The organism is Arthrobacter sp. yr096, from assembly GCF_900108925.1.
Taxonomy (GTDB): domain Bacteria; phylum Actinomycetota; class Actinomycetes; order Actinomycetales; family Micrococcaceae; genus Arthrobacter.
Genome location: NZ_FNYI01000003.1, coordinates 88,204 through 103,048 on the forward strand (window position 1 = coordinate 88,204; position 14,845 = coordinate 103,048).

Consider the following 14,845-nt stretch of genomic DNA (forward strand, 5'->3'; position numbering starts at 1 on the left):
TCCAGCAACGGTGTCAACGTTTTGCAGAAATATTTTCTGCAAAACAGATTTTTCTGCCAGGAGGAAAAGTTTTCTGTGCAAAAGGGTGGAAAACCTGGTGAAGCTCCCGTAGGCTCGACCGAACGGCTACAACGTATCTACTCCTCCGTCGCAGTCGCTGGAGAGGTAGAGGTGGCCCCTGGACGCCGTGAGCCTGGTGAAAGCGGTGTTCAGTCGAGAAGAACAACAAGGAGGCTTTCTGGTGTCTGTTGAAGCGATACAGCCAAAGGCTGCTCGCTATCCCATCGAGTCAGTTGCCAATGCGGGCAGGCTCCTTGGTCTGTTCAAAGAGAGGCGCGAGCTCCGGCTCTCCGACGTAGCGGAAGCCCTCGCGGTCTCTCCGTCCACGGCCCACCGACTGCTGACCACCCTTGAGGTGAGTCATATGGTGGTGCAGAACTCAAACACCCGGTGTTATGAACCGGGTCCTGAGTTGATGGCCATTGCGCATTCACTCCTGCCCACGGAAACACGCTGGAGCTTTGCGCGACCGTACTTGGAGCAGTTGAGTGAACGGGTGGGTGAAACGGTCAGCCTGGCCATCCTTCAGGGACCGGTGGTCGTTTTTGTGGAGTCCATCGAGTCCGCTGCTGCGGTGCGGGTGGGCTCGCGTCTTGGCGCTGTCATGCCTGCGCACTGCACTTCTGTGGGGAAGCTCCTGCTCGCCCAGCTTCCCGAGGACAAACTGCTGGAAACGTATCCTTCAGAAGAACTGGTTCAGGCGAACGCCAAGAGCATCGCAACCAGGGACGAACTTCAGGTTCACCTGCGAAAGACGGCCAAGCGTGGCTATGCCACAAACTTTGGTGAGGGTGAACCCGGTATCAGTGGGGTGGCTGTCCTGGTTGAATCCAAGTCGCGGCCAAGCTATGCCTTGGCGGTAGCAGCGCCGAGCGAAAGGCTGGCCCAAGGGCGTGTGAAGGAATTGGTTAGTGAACTCCAGGCTACGGCCAGCGCATTGTCTGACTTGAGCTGAGGTCCTTGCCGGGCACTTAGGTACTTCCTTACAAACAAGAGCGGACGACGGCGGGTGCTTACCCGCCGTCGTCCGCTTCTGTTTTGCGCTGAGCGCTACTGGGTGACCAGCAGTCCGGTGTCCCAGTTGAAGTCCTCAAACTCCGGATTGGCCTGCATGGTCATCAGCACGAACTGGAAGCCCTCGAGCTCACGAGCCCGCTTCAGGGGGCCGACCACCAAGGGGCGCATGCCGGCGGCGCTGACGAAGGTGCTGACGGCGGTGGTGGCTTCTGCGTTATCCCCTGCGATGAAGACGTCCAGCGGCTTGCCACCGGACTCGCCGGCAATCAGGGTGCCGGCAAAGGTCGTGTTGAAGGCCTTGACGACGCTGGCGCCCACGGGAGCGAGCTCAGCGATTTCCTCTGCAGCTGACGTGCCGGGTTCGACAACGAGGGAATCGAAGGTTTCGAAGTTCACCGGATTGGTGATGTCGATGATCGTCTTGCCGGCCAGCATGTCGCCATAGGCAGTGACGATCGACTTGGCTGCCTCGAAGGGAACGGCAAGAACGACGATTGCTCCTTGCGGGGCAGTGGCGGTAGTGCCAGCGGCGACGCCTGCACCCAGATCAGCAGCGAGTTCCTGGGCCTTGAGGACATCTTGTCCGAGGATCTCGACCGTGAGGCCGCCTGCGAGGGCGCGGGTGGCGATTCCCCGTGCCATGTTGCCGTTTCCGATGATGGTGAGGTTGGTCATGGGAGTCTTCTTTCCGAGTATGCGGGCGAGTAAATTTTTCATGGGATTTTGCTCTGTTTCGAATCATTGGTTGAAGCTACAACTAAATATAGACGAGAATGGTTGAAGCGTCAAGTAGTTTCTTTTGAGGGGTGCCTCAAGTCTGGGGTTGAGGTCCAGCTAAGGCGTGTCGCCAGCCATGAGTTCGGTGTGCCTCACGATGGTCCGGCGCCTGCGTTCCAGATCAAGCTGCCCGGTAATTACCTCGTGGATGTTGGGGCTGGAAACCCAGGCGTGGCACAGGGTCACTATCGAAAGGAGGAGATCCTCCGCCTGGGTAACAGTCGCGCCGGGGAGTGCGGCTTGTATTTCTGTAACTTTGTTTGCTGCCTGCAGGGCGCGCACCCTGGCGCCTGCGGGAGAGTTCCGCTCCAGCCCCTCCCAGGACGTCAAGCGGGCCAGGCTTGGGTGATTGACGGCAAAGTCGAAATATCGACCAGCGAAATCCGCGACGGCGATCGGGCCCTGGCCGTTGATCGGCAGGTCCTCCAACGCCGTTGTCAGTTCGTGGGTGAGGGCCGCTTCGAAGAGTTTGGCCTTGTTGCCGAAGTAGAAGTAGATGCGTTCAGGGTTGGTTCCGGACTTTTTTGAGATCTCTTGCACGCGCCCACCGGAGAATCCCCGCTCTGAGAATTCCGAGATGGCGGCGTTCAGTAGCTTCGCCTTAGTTGCCTCTGTGTCCCAAGCCATGCGCCCATTCTAACTCCAAACGTTTGTTTGCAGTTGCGACCGTGTGGGTCTAGCATCAATTCCAAGTGAAAGTTTGGAGATTACATGGAGCACGATGGCAAAGCGTTGGCAGCGGACGAGACGGATGCCCACCACCACCGCACGCCGGGGCTGGCTTCAGTCCATGTCCGGGCAATCATTACGTGGCTGGCAATATTTCCGCTTGCAGCGCTGGGCATGAGTGCGCTCGGTGACCTGGCTCCTGCTTGGCCACCGGTTTTACGGGCTTTCGTTTTGACCCTTGTGGTGGTCCCCACAGCGGTCTACTTTGCTGTACCCCGGCTCTTGTCCTTCCATGCCCGCATGACCCGGGCTGCGAGGCGCCGCAGGGGCAGCCGCGTCTAATAATCCGCCGGGAGCATCCCGGCCATCACCATAGGAGAGTGCAGTGCAGATAACTGCAGCCGTAGCCCGTGAGCATGACAAGCCCTTCACCATTGAACAGCTTGAGCTGGACGGCCTCCGGCACAATGAAGTCAGGGTGCGCTTGGTTGCCACCGGAATATGCCACACGGACGTGCTGGTTCGTGACGGGGTCTACCCCACGCCCCTCCCGGCAGTCCTCGGGCATGAGGGGGCTGGTGTAGTCGAAGCTGTGGGTGACTCCGTTGTGTCCGTCGTTCCCGGGGACCATGTGGTCCTGGCTGCTGCGTACTGCGGACACTGCAAACGCTGCCGCAACGGGCAAATGGCTTACTGCGAAAATCTGATGGTCGCCGACTTTGGTGGGCGGCGGATGGACGGCCAGACGTCACTGAGTAAGGATGGCGAGGTCATCTCGTCTCACTTCTTCGGCCAGTCATCCTTTGCGACGTACGCGAACGTGGTTGAGGAATCGATCGTCCGGGTTGATAAAGACATCCCCTTGGAGCACTTGGGGCCGCTGGGCTGCGGCATCAACACTGGAGCGGGGACAGTGCTCAATGAGCTCCAACCCGACATTGGATCCTCGCTGCTGGTCTTTGGTACCGGGGCTGTAGGATGCGCGGCCGTCATGGCGGCCAAGGTGGCCGACTGCGCCACGATCGTTGCCGTGGACATCCATGATTCGCGGCTGGAGCTGGCCCGCGAGCTTGGTGCCACGCATGTGATCAATTCACTCACGGAAAACGTAGCGGATCGTCTGCGGGAGATTACTGCCGATCAAGGTGTCGACTATGTGGTGGACACTACGGGAATTCCGGCATTGCTTCGCCAGGCTGCCGATGCTCTGGGCGTCCGCGGGACTGTGGCGCTGGTGGGTGCTGCCAAGCCCGGCACTGAAGTCAGTTTCGAAATTGGAGCGTCTCTGGTGAAGGGGTGGACATTCAAGACTGTTGTGCAGGGCAGCTCTGTCCCGCAGGTATTTATCCCGCGGCTGATTCAGCTGTGGAAGGAAGGACGCTTCCCCTTTGAAAGGCTCGTTGGCGACTATTCGCTGGAGGACATCAACCAAGGGTTTGCCGACTCCAAGAGTGGTAAGACCATCAAGCCAGTGATCGTCTTCTGAACTGCCGGTTCTGAGCTGGGCGAAAAAGACCCGGCCGGTTTTCACCGGCCGGGTCATCTCATGTGCGCCGCGACACTATGCTGTTCCGGCAGCAGTGACGTCCTGGATCCAATCACTGAGTTCGGCGACGGTCTCGGCCGTGATCTGGTGTCCACCGGGGTCCCGGCGTGAATGGGTGTTTGCTGCGGACTCTGTCAGCAGATAGTTCCAGGTGCGGCCTAGCAGCTCTGCCGGGATAACGCCGTCGCGATCGCCTTGGGCCACGAAGACGGGGAGCCCGGACAGCCGTTCCGGCGTCACTGGCACGCCGGCGTCGAAGGGTAGCGTTCCGTAAAGAATGGCTGCCCCGGCGAATCGCTGGGGTTCTGCGAGGATGAGTCCGCCAGCGAAAGCGGCACCGCCGCTGAAACCGATGACGAGAACGGGACGGTCTTCGGGTGCAATCTCTTCAAGCCAACGGTGGAACCATTCCATACCCGCCGCAAGGGACCCTGCAATGGGCCGGCCGATGCCCCGGTTGGCAAACCAAGCGTAGCCCCCGCCTTCGCCGATGGGCGCCCGGAGCGCTACATACGCGGGCCCCTCGGGCAGGTGCCCTGCCAAGCCAAGAATTTCGCGCTCATTCGAGCCTCTGCCGTGGAGCAGCACCACCAGCGGTGCGGATGGATCGGTTGAGCCCGCTGAGGCAGTGACGTGTGGGCTGGTCATGGATTCGGCGGCCGGTGCTGGCGGGACGTCTTGCGTGTTCATGAGCTCTCCTGATGATCCTGATGCAAAAAGGGTGTTTGTTGAATCTTCAACAAACACCCTTTTGCCAGTATTCCCTCTCCAGCGCCGATCAGCTGCTGGGGTCCACCAGGAGCTTCATTTTCTGTCCGGCTTTGAGTTGCTCAAAGCCATCTTCAACGACGCGGCTCAGCGGCACGTCCTCCACCCAACCGGTGGTGTCGTAATGCCCCTTTGCCATGAGGTCGATGACCGCCTTGTAGTCATCCTTGGTGTAGCAAATGGTTCCCTGGATCCGTCGTTCACGCAGTACCAACTGGATCAAGGGAGTAGGTAGGGGCTTGTCGTAAATCGCGACGCTCACCAAAGGGCGGCGTTCGCCCAGGCATGCGAGGGCCGACTCCACCGCTGGCGTTACTCCAGCTGCGTCGAAGGCGGCATCAACGCCGTCACCTTTGGTTCTCTCGTCAATGAGGCCGGGAATGTCCACCGAGGTGGGATCCAGCGTGCGTGCCCCAAGGGCCTCGATGGACTTGCGGCGGGTCTCTGACGGCTCCACGACGTCGATCTCGGTCAGTCCCATTCCTCGAAGAGCGAACCAAAGCCCGATGCCGATGGGGCCGGCACCATAGATCAGAGCCCGGCTTTGATCATTGACTTCGCCCATCACTGCTGCGTGATACGCCACCGAGAGCGGTTCCACCAGAGCGCCCATCTCCAGGGAAATGCTGTCAGGCAGATGATGGATCTGGTTACGGGGTACCACCGTGTACTCGGCCATTCCGCCATCGGCCATCAATCCATGGAAGCCGATGACGTTGCACAGGTTGTAATGGCCGGTCCGGCAGGGACGGCATTTGCCACAGCGGTAGATCGGTTCGATTGTCACACGGTCACCCTCCCGCACATCTGTCACGCCGGCACCCACTTCGGTGATCACGCCGGAGAATTCATGGCCCAAGGTGAGTGGCAAGCATTTATGGGTCAGGGGATGGGGCTCAGTGGGTGGAATGAAGATGGGACCGTCGTAGTACTCGTGGAGATCCGTACCGCAAATGCCATTGCGGCTCACTTTGACTTTCACTTCGCCCGGCCCTGGTGACGGCTCGGCGACGTCTTCTATGGCAACCTTGTTCTTCCCGTAATACACGGCGGCACGCATGTGTGCTCCTTTTCGTGATTGGTGACTAGATAATGCGGACGAGTTTCTTGTTCGCGAACTCGTTGAGTCCGAACTTGCCAAGCTCGCGTCCAATGCCGGACGTCTTGACGCCGCCGAATGGGAGATCCGGTGCACTCTTGATGGTGGTGTTGATGCCCACCATGCCCACTTCAAGGCGGTTGGCCGCATCGGCTGCCAATTCCTGGTCCTCGGTGAATACCGCGCTTCCAAGCCCGAAGGGGGAGTCGTTGGCCAAGTCGATGGCTTCGTCAACTGATGCCACCCGGTACAGGACAGCAACGGGACCGAACAACTCTTCGCGGTAAGCACGCATATCCGGTGTCACACCCGACAGGACAGTAGCGGGGTAGTAGGCGCCGGGGCCGTCAGGGACAACGCCGCCTTGGTGGACCGTTGCCCCCTTCGCAATGGCGTCGTCCACTTGCTCAGCCAGCTCCGTGCGTGCTTGATAGGAGGACATGGGTCCGAGGCGCGTATCGATGCTCATGGGGTCGCCGGCCTGCCATTCGGCTGCTTTTTCAAGGAAGGCAGCAACAAACGGTTCCCATACGGACTCTTCCACAATGAGTCGTTTGGACGAGGTGCAAGCCTGCCCGGCGTTACCGAAACGTCCGGAGGCCGCCGCGCTCGCGGCCTTCTTGATGTCAGCTGCGGCCAGTACAAGTAATGGATCGGAACCTCCTAGCTCCAGCACGCATTTCTTCATGTACTGGCCCGCCAGGGCGCCGATTGCGCTTCCTGCTTTCTCGGACCCGGTCAGCGACACCCCTTGGAGCAAGGGGCTGGCAATGACATCGGCGATCTGCGCCGATGTGGCAAAGAGATTCTGGTAGAGACCGTCCGGGGCGCCTGCTGCTGTAATGAGGTCGGCAATACTTAACGCCTGTTGCGGGCAGTTGCTGGCGTGCTTGAGCAAGATGGTGTTTCCCAGGAGAAGGTTTGGCGCCACAAATCGCGCAACCTGGTAGTACGGAAAATTCCACGGCATAACACCAAGGAGGGGCCCTATCGAAGCCGTGCGCACCAGTGCGCGGCCCGCTCCGGCGATGGTGAGCTCCTCATCCGCGAGTAACTCCTCACCATTGCGGGCGTAGTACTCATAGATGGAAACGGACAATTCCACTTCGGCTTTGGCCTGTGAAATTGGCTTGCCCATCTCAAGCGTCATCAGTTTTGCCAGCTCCACGGAATGCTGCCTGTGCAGATCAGCGATCCGCTGAAGCAGCGAGCGCCGTTCGGTCAGGTCCTGGGACTGCCAACGCCGGTAAGCTGTGGCGGAGCGAGCCAAGGCATCAGCCACATCCGCGTCCGTCATGGTGTCGAATTCCTGCACCACCTGACCGCTCGTGGGATCCACTGTTGCATATTTCTTCATGGTGAAACCTTCGTGTGATGAGGGATGCGCCCGGGGCGGGGGAGCCGCCCCGGGCGCTGTGTCCAAGGTGGTCAGGCCGCTGGCTCCAGAGCTTCCGCGGCGGTCAAGAAGCTCGGGTAGTCGCTTGAGGCTTCATCGGCGAGGATGGACCGGTACTGCTTCAGGCCGCCCAGGTAGAACATGACTGTCCGCTTCTTGCCCGGGATATTGGCACCGAAGATCCAGGAAGCTGCCTTGGGGAAGAGCGTTTGATCGGCTATATCAGCGCAGACGTCCGTCCAGTCAGTTTCCGTACCGGGCTTGACGTCGAGCCAGCCGATGTTGGAGCTGGTGATGTGGCTGATGGTCTGCCCAATCCACTCCACCTGCGTCTCGATCGACGGCGGCAAGTTGGTGAAGGGTCCGTTGGGGCCCAGAATCATATACATGTTGGGGAAACCGCTAGTGGCCATGCCGAGGTAGCTGGTGGGCCCATCGGCCCAGTGCTCCTTCAGGCTTTCCCCGTCACGGCCCCGGATGTTCACCCGGACATAGTTACCGTCAACAGCGTCAAAACCCGTCGCGCAGATCAGGACGTCGATCTCGTGGAGTGTTCCATCAGCAGTGACGATTCCTTCCTCCGTAACATGTGAGATCGGATTCTCCTTGACATTGACCAGCGAGACATTGGGCCGGTTGAACGTCTCGTAGAAGCCTGAGTCGCACAGAGGCCGCCGCGCGTAGAGATCCGTGGGGGTCAGGTGCCGGCGGGTTTCGGGGTCCTTGACGATTTCGGCGATCTTAGCGCGGATGAACTTGGCGGCTTCTTCGTTGGCCGCAGGATCCGTAGCGATGTCTGAGAAGGTTTCAAACATGAACCTGAATCCGCCGCCCTCCTCCCAAGCCCGCTGGTAGATCCGCTCACGTTCTTCGGGGGAGACGCTGAAGGTAGGTACACTGCTTTCCACGAAACCCATGGCTACGCTGGAGTTCCGTACCTGGTCCCAGTTGGCGTCGAAATTATCCTTGTGGTTTCGCAGTTCCTGTTCGCTCAGTTCACGATTGCCTGCGGGGACGCTGTACTGCGGCGTCCGCTGGAAAGAGATCAGGTGCGCGGCAACGGGAGCGGTGGCGGTTATCACCTGATTGCCCGTGGAACCGTTGCCGATCACGCCTACGCGCTTGCCGGTGAGGTCGAGGTCCTCGGGCCATGCTCCGGTGTGTACCAAGCGGCCTTTGAAGGAGTCCATTCCCTCAAACTTTGGCAGGTTGGTAGCTGAAAGGAGACCGAGTCCGGTGACCAGGAACTGAGATCGGTAGGTGATTCCGCGGTCGGTCTGAACTGTCCACGTGCCCGTGGACTCGTCAAACTCTGCTTCGGTCATGCCTGTTTCGAGTTGAATGTGCTCCCGGAGCGCATAGCGGTCCACTACGCCGTTAAGGTAGGCAAGAATTTCGCGCTGTGGAACGAACTTAGTCTTCCACGGAGTGTCCTTGTAAAGCTCCCGATCAAAGGAATACTGGTAGACAAAACTCTCTGAATCGGACAGGGCGCCCGGGTACTTGTTCCAGAACCAGGTCCCGCCGACGCCTCCTGCACGATCGATGGCCACAGCGTTGAGGCCTTGCTCGTTACGCAACTTGTGCAGCATGTAAATGCCGCCGAATCCTGCCCCGACGACCAATGCGTCGAGATCCTGGACTTTGGTGGGGACGACGTTGTCCATGATGTGTGCTCCTCCGACTAATAGGGCGGTGTGAGATAATTCACTTCGTAGTTACCAGTCTCTGGTGGCCGAAGACGTAGCCGGTGTTTCACTATGGAACACTTCCAATTAGCTCGAAATGGCGGTTTTGATACCCCAAACGCAATAATCCGAGACTTTCGAGCGAACTGACCAAACATCGCAAAGGTGCGCAGATGACAGATCCAGTGAGGGCAGCACGAGAGCAACTCATCCGTGTGGGACTCACAGGGAATTACCAGGCCAATGATGTCCCCGACCTCATTGTCAGGAGTTGGCGCCGTTCCATCAGCAGTGCCGCCGAAAGCGCTGCGCCGCAGCGCTTTCGGGAAGTGGATACAGACACACTGCTAGGCCGTGCGGCGGTTCCGGTCCTTGACCGCTGGCAGCATCAGTTGGCTGACACGGGTACTACCCTTTTCCTGAGTGACCGTGGCGGCAGCATTGTTGACAGGCGTGCCAGCGATAGCAGCGAGCGTCAGCGTTTGGACAACTTGCATGCAGCTGAAGGATTCGACTACTCCGAGGACTCCATTGGCACCAACGCTTTGGGGACGTCAATGGTGGAAAAGCGCCCGGTTTTCGTCAAGGGAAGCCAGCATTACAGCGACGCATTGGCCGCGAACGCATGTGCCGCGGCACCCATTTACACACCTGCCGGACTGGTGGTGGGGTCGATTGCCTTGGGCAGCCCGGTGGAGGCAGCGAACCCCATCATGCTTTCCCTTGCGCGGGAGATCAGTCAGCAGATCGCTGAGCGGTTACGTGCTTCGTCCAGACCTCAGGATCTGGCCTTGGCCATGTCCTTCATGAGATTCACCAGTTCGCAGCGGCCCACAGTTGTCTTGGATCACGAATCCGTACTAGCCAACACTCCAGGGCTGCCGTACGTCAGTGTTGCCTCCCACGTCATGCTCTGGGAGGTCCTTAACTCCCACGACTGGCAATCCAGTGCAACTCTCCGACGCGAGCTTGAGGGGACGCGCCTGGAAATCACTGCCCGGAGAGTCGCAGACGGGCACCGTGGTCACTTCGTCGTTCACTTCGCTGAAATTGAAACACCCAGCCCCCGCCAGGACTCGGCTCCTCAGTTGCAGGCTCTGCGCTTAGTTTCGAAGCCGGCCCTCAGGACGCCACGGGATGCGGTAGCCGTTGTTGTGGACGGACCTGTGGGGTCGGGAAGATCCACGGCTGTGGATGAGTTGCGGGCGGAATGGGGCAGGACATGCCCTCTGGAAACTTTTGTGCCGTCGGTTGAAGGCATACCGTGGAGCTCGGTTGAAAGCCTTCTGGAAGCCGGCAGTGACGTTTTGCTTCGGCGAATTGAGTCCTTGGCCGACGACGAATTGCTGTCGTTAAGGGAAGTGGTTTCGCGCCATGGAGCCAGACTCAGTGTTTCGCCGGCAGCGGGCGTCCTGTTCCTGACGACGCACGCCAGCGGGTCCTCCGCATCGATGTTATCCTACGTCGAAGAGTTGGGTGTGCAGAGAAAGACATCTGCGTTGAGCGACACTCCCGAACGAATTCCGGGGCTGGTCACTCGTATCCTCAATGACCTCGACCCGCATTCCAGACACAGCATCTCGCCGGCCGCCTTGCAGTCTCTGGTGCAATGGAACTGGCCCGGCAATGTCTCGGAACTCGTGCAGACGCTCACTGAATTGCTCGGTTCTGTCAGTGCTTCGCTGATCGAACGCAAGCATCTTCCCAAGCACTTGCAGCAGGCCCCTCCGAGGCGTCATCTGTCCCTGATCGAGTCAGCTGAACGGGATGCCATCATTCGAGCTATGGAAGCAGCCGGCGGGAACAAGTCGGAAGCGGCAGAATTGCTCGGAATAGGGCGGACCACGCTGTACCGCCGCCTCCGTCAACTGGGGCTCGATGCCGGCGAAGGATCCATCTAGGGCCTGGTCCCGCGGGCTAGGCGGCAGTCATGTCCTCAAGATTCGTGACTTCGGCCAGTACCGCCCCTAGGGCAGGATTTGGGTCCTGCCGCCGCCATGCCGCCCGAAGATCCACATCCGTGGTGGAATCTTCGAGCGGAACAAACACCACGTGGGGATCGGTGGCGTTCCCTGCCACGGAACCCAGGGTCAAATGACAACCGACCTCGGCGCTGACAAGAGCCAATGCAGTCTGGGTATCCGGTGCCACTTGAATAATGGTGGGTACGAAGCCGTTGTCGTGGGCAAGGCGGCGGAGCCTGTCCGGGAGCACGGCACCTTCGTATGCCGGCAAGGAGATGAAGCCTTCGGTCGCCAAGCGCGAAATGGATAGGCGCCGCGACCCGGCCAGGGGATGAGTGTCCGGAAGTGCAATCACCAGGGAATCCCGCATGACCACTTTGGACGCTATGTCGGCCGGAATGACATCCCAGCGCCCAAAAGCGATATCGGTCTCGCCTTGCACGAGCTTGGTCATCGCCGGTTGGGCAAAGTTCTGGCTTGAGAGCTCCAGTTGGATACCCGGCCGCTGTGAACGTACCAGCCGTGCCAACCGCGCAACAAGCGGGTGCGTGGATACACCTGCGAATGCGATGCGCACGAGGCCTGACTCGCCGTCGTCCGCGGATCGGACGGCGTCTTCGGCGCGGCGCAATGCCTCCAGTACCTCCGAGGCCGGTGCTATGAGCGCCTGGCCGCTGGCTGTCAGCTTCACGGATCGGGTGGTCCGGTCCAGCAGGCGGGTTCCGAGCTCCCGCTCCAATTGCTTGATGATCCGGCTCAGGGGAGGCTGCGCCATGTGCAGCCGCTCCGCGGCCCGACCAAAGTGAAGTTCTTCTGCGACCGCAAGAAAGGCGCGGAGCTGGCTGATTTCCACAGGGGATTTCCTTCCGATTATTGCATCGAAGGTATCACTGCGCCGGTTGGGTTAGGGAAGTGGGCAATAATATGACTCTAGGCGGTCCAATCGTAGAATCCAATCCCTGCCTTCCGGCCCAGCTGTCCAGCGGCGACTTTTTCCCGGAGAATCTTCGGCGGAGCGAACCTGGGCCCCAAAGTGGACTCCAAGTACTCCGCAATGCCAAGGCGCACGTCGAGACCAACAATGTCGGTGGTCCGCAGCGGGCCCACGGGATGTTTATAGCCAAGGACCATGGCGTTGTCGATGTCCTCAGCGCTTGCCACGCCTTCTTCCACCATGCGCATAGCCTCCAAGGCAATCGCGACACCCAGCCTGGACGATGCAAAGCCTGGTGCATCTTTGACCACTACGGCCGTCTTGTCCAAGCCGGCTACCCAAGCCCGGGCAGCGGCAACGGTGCCAGCCGCTGTTTTGTCACCAACCACCACCTCAATAAGAGTGGACGCAGGCACGGGGTTGAAAAAGTGAAGGCCAAGGAACGACTCTGGCCTGGCTAACGACTTTGCGAGTCCGCTCACCGAAAGTGACGACGTATTGGTTGCCAGGAAGGCCCCGCTGGACAGATGGCGTTCCACCTCGACTAATGCCGACGTCTTGAGTCCGGCATCCTCTGGCACGGCTTCGACCACGAGTCCACAGGAAGCAAAGGAAGTGTGGTCCGTGGTGGTAGTCAACCTGCCGAGAACTTCCTGCCGATCGCCGCTGAACGCACCACGTTGGAACGACGCGTCCACGGAAGCGGCCAATCGCTCGCTGGCAGTCCGAGCGGCGTCGGCGTCGCGTTCCACCACAGTGACTGTGGCGCCTTTGATGAGGAACGCATGCGCGATGCCTGCGCCCATGCGTCCGCCTCCCAAGACTCCTACATTGTTCGGAATCATTGAATCTGTGCCGGTCATGACTTCTTCCTGTCCAAAAACTGTTGCATGAGATCGAATTTTGCAGGGGATTCAAAAAGGATGCCCTGCGCGAGGGTATCGATCAGAGGATGGGCCTCCCTGGGGGCGTGGAACACTGACTTAGTCAGCCGCACTGCCAGGGCATCTTGACGCGCTATACGGTCTGCAAGCGCGTTGGCGGCCTGGGTGAGTTCTTCCGGCTCAACGATTTGGGTGATGAGTCCGGCATCGAGGCATTCTTCGCCGGTGAGGATGCGGCCGGCCAACAGGATCTCCTTGGCGAGAGGTTCTCCCACCAGTTCACGGAGCCGCCACGTGGCACCCGCGGCGGCCAGGATCCCCAGTCCGGTCTCCGGGTTGCCCATGCGGAGGCCCGCAGTGCCGATTCGAAAATCGGCGGCATAGGCCAGTTCGGCGCCGCCGCCCAAAGCGAAGCCGTCCAGGGCGGCAATGACTGGCATGGGAAGGACTGCAATGCGGTTGAAAAGTGAGGAGTTGATGCCGGCCAACGCGTCATCACGACGACGGGCGCGTAGTTGGGCGATGTCGGCACCCGAGGCGAATATTGCCTTCGTCCCGCTCGACGGATCGGCAGCGGTTCCTGACAAGATCAGCATCCTGGGGTTCGACTCAAGTTCAGCACATACCGCATGCAGTTCCTCGACCATTGCCGCATCGATGGCATTGCGCACTTCGGGGCGGTGGAGGCGAACATGCAAGCGATCGTCTCCCTGCTCCACGTTCAATGTGGTGAACCCTGAGGTGTTCTGGACCTCCGGGGTCGATGTGGAAGCCGTCATCACACTCCCTCCACCAGGAGTGCCGTTCCTTGGCCGACTCCGACGCACATGGTTGCCAGCCCCAGCTTGCGTTGCTCGCTCCCGAGCTCTCGTTCCATGCGTCCCAGGAGGGTGACCACCAAGCGGGAACCTGACGAACCGAGCGGATGACCCAACGCGATTGCACCGCCGTCGGAGTTGACCGTTTCCTCAGCGAGTTTGAGCTCGCGCATCACGGCGAGTGACTGCGATGCGAAGGCTTCGTTGAGTTCCACTGCACCGAGATCGCTCACTGACAGGCCGGTGCGGTCCAGGATCTTCCGGGTTGCCGGAACCGGCCCGATTCCCATGATCTCAGGCGCAACGCCGGCTGAACCGCCGTCGAGAATCCTCGCCCGGGGTGTCAAGCCGTACTTTTGGATGGCAGCTTCGGATGCAACGATGATCGCGGAGGCGCCGTCGTTGAGAGACGAGGCGTTGCCTGCCGTAACGACGGAACCGCCCTGTACTACTGGCCGCAGGCCCGAGAGTACGTCCATGGTGGTACCGGGGCGCGGACCCTCGTCCCTGCTGACCACTGTCTGGACGCCCTTCCTGCCGGTAATGGTGACGGGAATAATCTCGTCATCAAAACGGCCAGCCTCGATGGCGGCCAATGCGCGCGCGTGGGAACGCACGGCGAAAGAGTCGCAGTCATCGCGTGAGGTGCCAAAGACGCGGGCAACCTCCTCAGCCGTTTCCGGCATGGAAAAGGAAGTTTTACCTTCGCGGGATAATGGGCCGGAAACGAATGCCGGATTGACGAAGCGCCAACCAATGGAGGTGTCCACCACCACTCCTGGCTTGGCGAAGGCCTTATCAGGCTTTTCCATCACCCAGGGAGCCCGGCTCATGGACTCCACACCTCCGGCAACCACAATGTCAGCCGCCCCTGCTTTGACCATGTGGCTGGCCATGATGATCGCACTCAGTCCGGACGCACACAGCCGGTTGACGGTGATGCCTGGAACACTGTCCGGGAAGCCCGCCAACAGCCACGCCATGCGTGCAACGTTCCGGTTCTCTTCACCGGCTCCGTTGGCGTTGCCGAGGATCACTTCATCGACGACGGCCGGGTCCAGGCCGGCGCGTTCGACGACGGTCCGCACGGTGAGTGCGGCAAGGTCGTCCGGACGGGCAGCGGACAAGGCTCCGCCGTAGCGGCCCACAGGGGTGCGGGCGCCACCTATCAGAAAAGCCTCAGGCATGGTTGGTCCAATCTTTCGTCATTCGTGGAAGGGGTGAG

General features: G+C 60.1%; 14 protein-coding genes. 4 read left to right on the forward strand and 10 right to left on the reverse strand.

What is annotated here, in order from left to right; genetic code table 11:
* Positions 1-241 precede the first annotated feature (241 nt).
* Positions 242-1,015 (forward strand): IclR family transcriptional regulator, encoded by a 774-nt coding sequence (locus tag BMY91_RS08420; RefSeq protein WP_143054051.1) that lies wholly within the window; start codon positions 242-244, stop codon positions 1,013-1,015.
* A gap of 95 nt (positions 1,016-1,110) precedes the next feature.
* Here BMY91_RS08420 and BMY91_RS08425 read toward each other — a convergent pair whose 3' ends face one another.
* Together BMY91_RS08425 and BMY91_RS08430 are read right to left on the reverse strand one after the other, a co-directional pair.
* A complete protein-coding gene (locus BMY91_RS08425; RefSeq protein WP_090820862.1) occupies positions 1,111-1,752 on the reverse strand; it encodes an NADPH-dependent F420 reductase in 642 nt (213 codons plus the stop codon).
* Between the two features lie 159 nt (positions 1,753-1,911).
* Positions 1,912-2,481, reverse strand: coding sequence for a TetR/AcrR family transcriptional regulator (locus BMY91_RS08430; RefSeq protein ID WP_090820863.1), 570 nt, complete (start codon positions 2,479-2,481; stop codon positions 1,912-1,914).
* A gap of 84 nt (positions 2,482-2,565) precedes the next feature.
* Between BMY91_RS08430 and BMY91_RS08435 the strand changes: the two genes are divergently transcribed.
* Both BMY91_RS08435 and BMY91_RS08440 read left to right on the forward strand, forming a co-directional pair.
* The gene (locus BMY91_RS08435; protein WP_218143840.1) at positions 2,566-2,865 is read left to right on the forward strand and encodes a putative antibiotic biosynthesis monooxygenase; all 300 of its coding nucleotides are present in this window, start codon (positions 2,566-2,568) and stop codon (positions 2,863-2,865) included.
* Positions 2,866-2,908: 43 nt separating this feature from the next.
* Complete coding sequence (locus BMY91_RS08440; RefSeq protein WP_090820866.1) at positions 2,909-4,009, forward strand: NAD(P)-dependent alcohol dehydrogenase; 1,101 nt, start codon at positions 2,909-2,911, stop codon at positions 4,007-4,009.
* 75 nt (positions 4,010-4,084) lie between these two features.
* Here the strand turns inward: BMY91_RS08440 and BMY91_RS08445 are convergent, their stop codons facing one another.
* From BMY91_RS08445 to BMY91_RS08460, 4 genes are all read right to left on the reverse strand, one after another.
* Positions 4,085-4,759 carry an alpha/beta hydrolase gene (locus BMY91_RS08445; protein ID WP_256212650.1) on the reverse strand — a complete coding sequence of 225 codons (675 nt, stop codon included), beginning with the start codon at positions 4,757-4,759 and terminating at the stop codon, positions 4,085-4,087.
* Positions 4,760-4,847: 88 nt separating this feature from the next.
* Complete coding sequence (locus BMY91_RS08450) at positions 4,848-5,897, reverse strand: 2,3-butanediol dehydrogenase (RefSeq protein WP_090820869.1); 1,050 nt, start codon at positions 5,895-5,897, stop codon at positions 4,848-4,850.
* 25 nt (positions 5,898-5,922) lie between these two features.
* The gene (locus tag BMY91_RS08455; protein ID WP_090820871.1) at positions 5,923-7,293 is read right to left on the reverse strand and encodes an NAD-dependent succinate-semialdehyde dehydrogenase; all 1,371 of its coding nucleotides are present in this window, start codon (positions 7,291-7,293) and stop codon (positions 5,923-5,925) included.
* A gap of 71 nt (positions 7,294-7,364) precedes the next feature.
* Positions 7,365-8,999 carry a flavin-containing monooxygenase gene (locus BMY91_RS08460; protein ID WP_090820873.1) on the reverse strand — a complete coding sequence of 545 codons (1,635 nt, stop codon included), beginning with the start codon at positions 8,997-8,999 and terminating at the stop codon, positions 7,365-7,367.
* 194 nt (positions 9,000-9,193) lie between these two features.
* Here BMY91_RS08460 and BMY91_RS08465 point away from each other — a divergent pair, with 194 nt between their 5' ends.
* Positions 9,194-10,921, forward strand: coding sequence for a helix-turn-helix domain-containing protein (locus tag BMY91_RS08465; RefSeq protein ID WP_090820875.1), 1,728 nt, complete (start codon positions 9,194-9,196; stop codon positions 10,919-10,921).
* Between the two features lie 16 nt (positions 10,922-10,937).
* On the opposite strand, the gene BMY91_RS08470 is transcribed toward BMY91_RS08465, so the two are convergent.
* The 4 genes from BMY91_RS08470 to BMY91_RS08485 all read right to left on the reverse strand — a co-directional run bounded on the left by BMY91_RS08470 (position 10,938) and on the right by BMY91_RS08485 (position 14,807).
* Complete coding sequence (locus BMY91_RS08470; protein WP_090820877.1) at positions 10,938-11,837, reverse strand: LysR family transcriptional regulator; 900 nt, start codon at positions 11,835-11,837, stop codon at positions 10,938-10,940.
* A 77-nt stretch (positions 11,838-11,914) separates the two neighbouring features.
* Entirely contained in the window at positions 11,915-12,781 is an 867-nt protein-coding gene (locus BMY91_RS08475) for a 3-hydroxyacyl-CoA dehydrogenase family protein (RefSeq protein ID WP_090820879.1), read from the reverse strand.
* Positions 12,778-13,581, reverse strand: coding sequence for an enoyl-CoA hydratase/isomerase family protein (locus BMY91_RS08480; protein ID WP_090820881.1), 804 nt, complete (start codon positions 13,579-13,581; stop codon positions 12,778-12,780). The genes BMY91_RS08475 and BMY91_RS08480 overlap by 4 nt, the downstream gene beginning before the upstream one ends.
* Positions 13,581-14,807, reverse strand: coding sequence for an acetyl-CoA C-acyltransferase (locus BMY91_RS08485; protein WP_090820883.1), 1,227 nt, complete (start codon positions 14,805-14,807; stop codon positions 13,581-13,583). The genes BMY91_RS08480 and BMY91_RS08485 overlap by 1 nt, the downstream gene beginning before the upstream one ends.
* Positions 14,808-14,845 lie beyond the last annotated feature (38 nt).

Coding starts and splice junctions, on each gene's coding strand:
- BMY91_RS08425 (WP_090820862.1), bottom strand. CDS start 1,752: ATGACCAACCTCACCATCATCGGAAACGGCAACATGGCACGGGGAATC.
- BMY91_RS08430 (WP_090820863.1), bottom strand. CDS start 2,481: ATGGCTTGGGACACAGAGGCAACTAAGGCGAAGCTACTGAACGCCGCC.
- BMY91_RS08435 (WP_218143840.1), top strand. CDS start 2,566: ATGGAGCACGATGGCAAAGCGTTGGCAGCGGACGAGACGGATGCCCAC.
- BMY91_RS08445 (WP_256212650.1), bottom strand. CDS start 4,759: ATGAACACGCAAGACGTCCCGCCAGCACCGGCCGCCGAATCCATGACC.
- BMY91_RS08450 (WP_090820869.1), bottom strand. CDS start 5,897: ATGCGTGCCGCCGTGTATTACGGGAAGAACAAGGTTGCCATAGAAGAC.
- BMY91_RS08455 (WP_090820871.1), bottom strand. CDS start 7,293: ATGAAGAAATATGCAACAGTGGATCCCACGAGCGGTCAGGTGGTGCAG.
- BMY91_RS08460 (WP_090820873.1), bottom strand. CDS start 8,999: ATGGACAACGTCGTCCCCACCAAAGTCCAGGATCTCGACGCATTGGTC.
- BMY91_RS08465 (WP_090820875.1), top strand. CDS start 9,194: ATGACAGATCCAGTGAGGGCAGCACGAGAGCAACTCATCCGTGTGGGA.
- BMY91_RS08475 (WP_090820879.1), bottom strand. CDS start 12,781: ATGACCGGCACAGATTCAATGATTCCGAACAATGTAGGAGTCTTGGGA.
- BMY91_RS08480 (WP_090820881.1), bottom strand. CDS start 13,581: ATGACGGCTTCCACATCGACCCCGGAGGTCCAGAACACCTCAGGGTTC.
- BMY91_RS08485 (WP_090820883.1), bottom strand. CDS start 14,807: ATGCCTGAGGCTTTTCTGATAGGTGGCGCCCGCACCCCTGTGGGCCGC.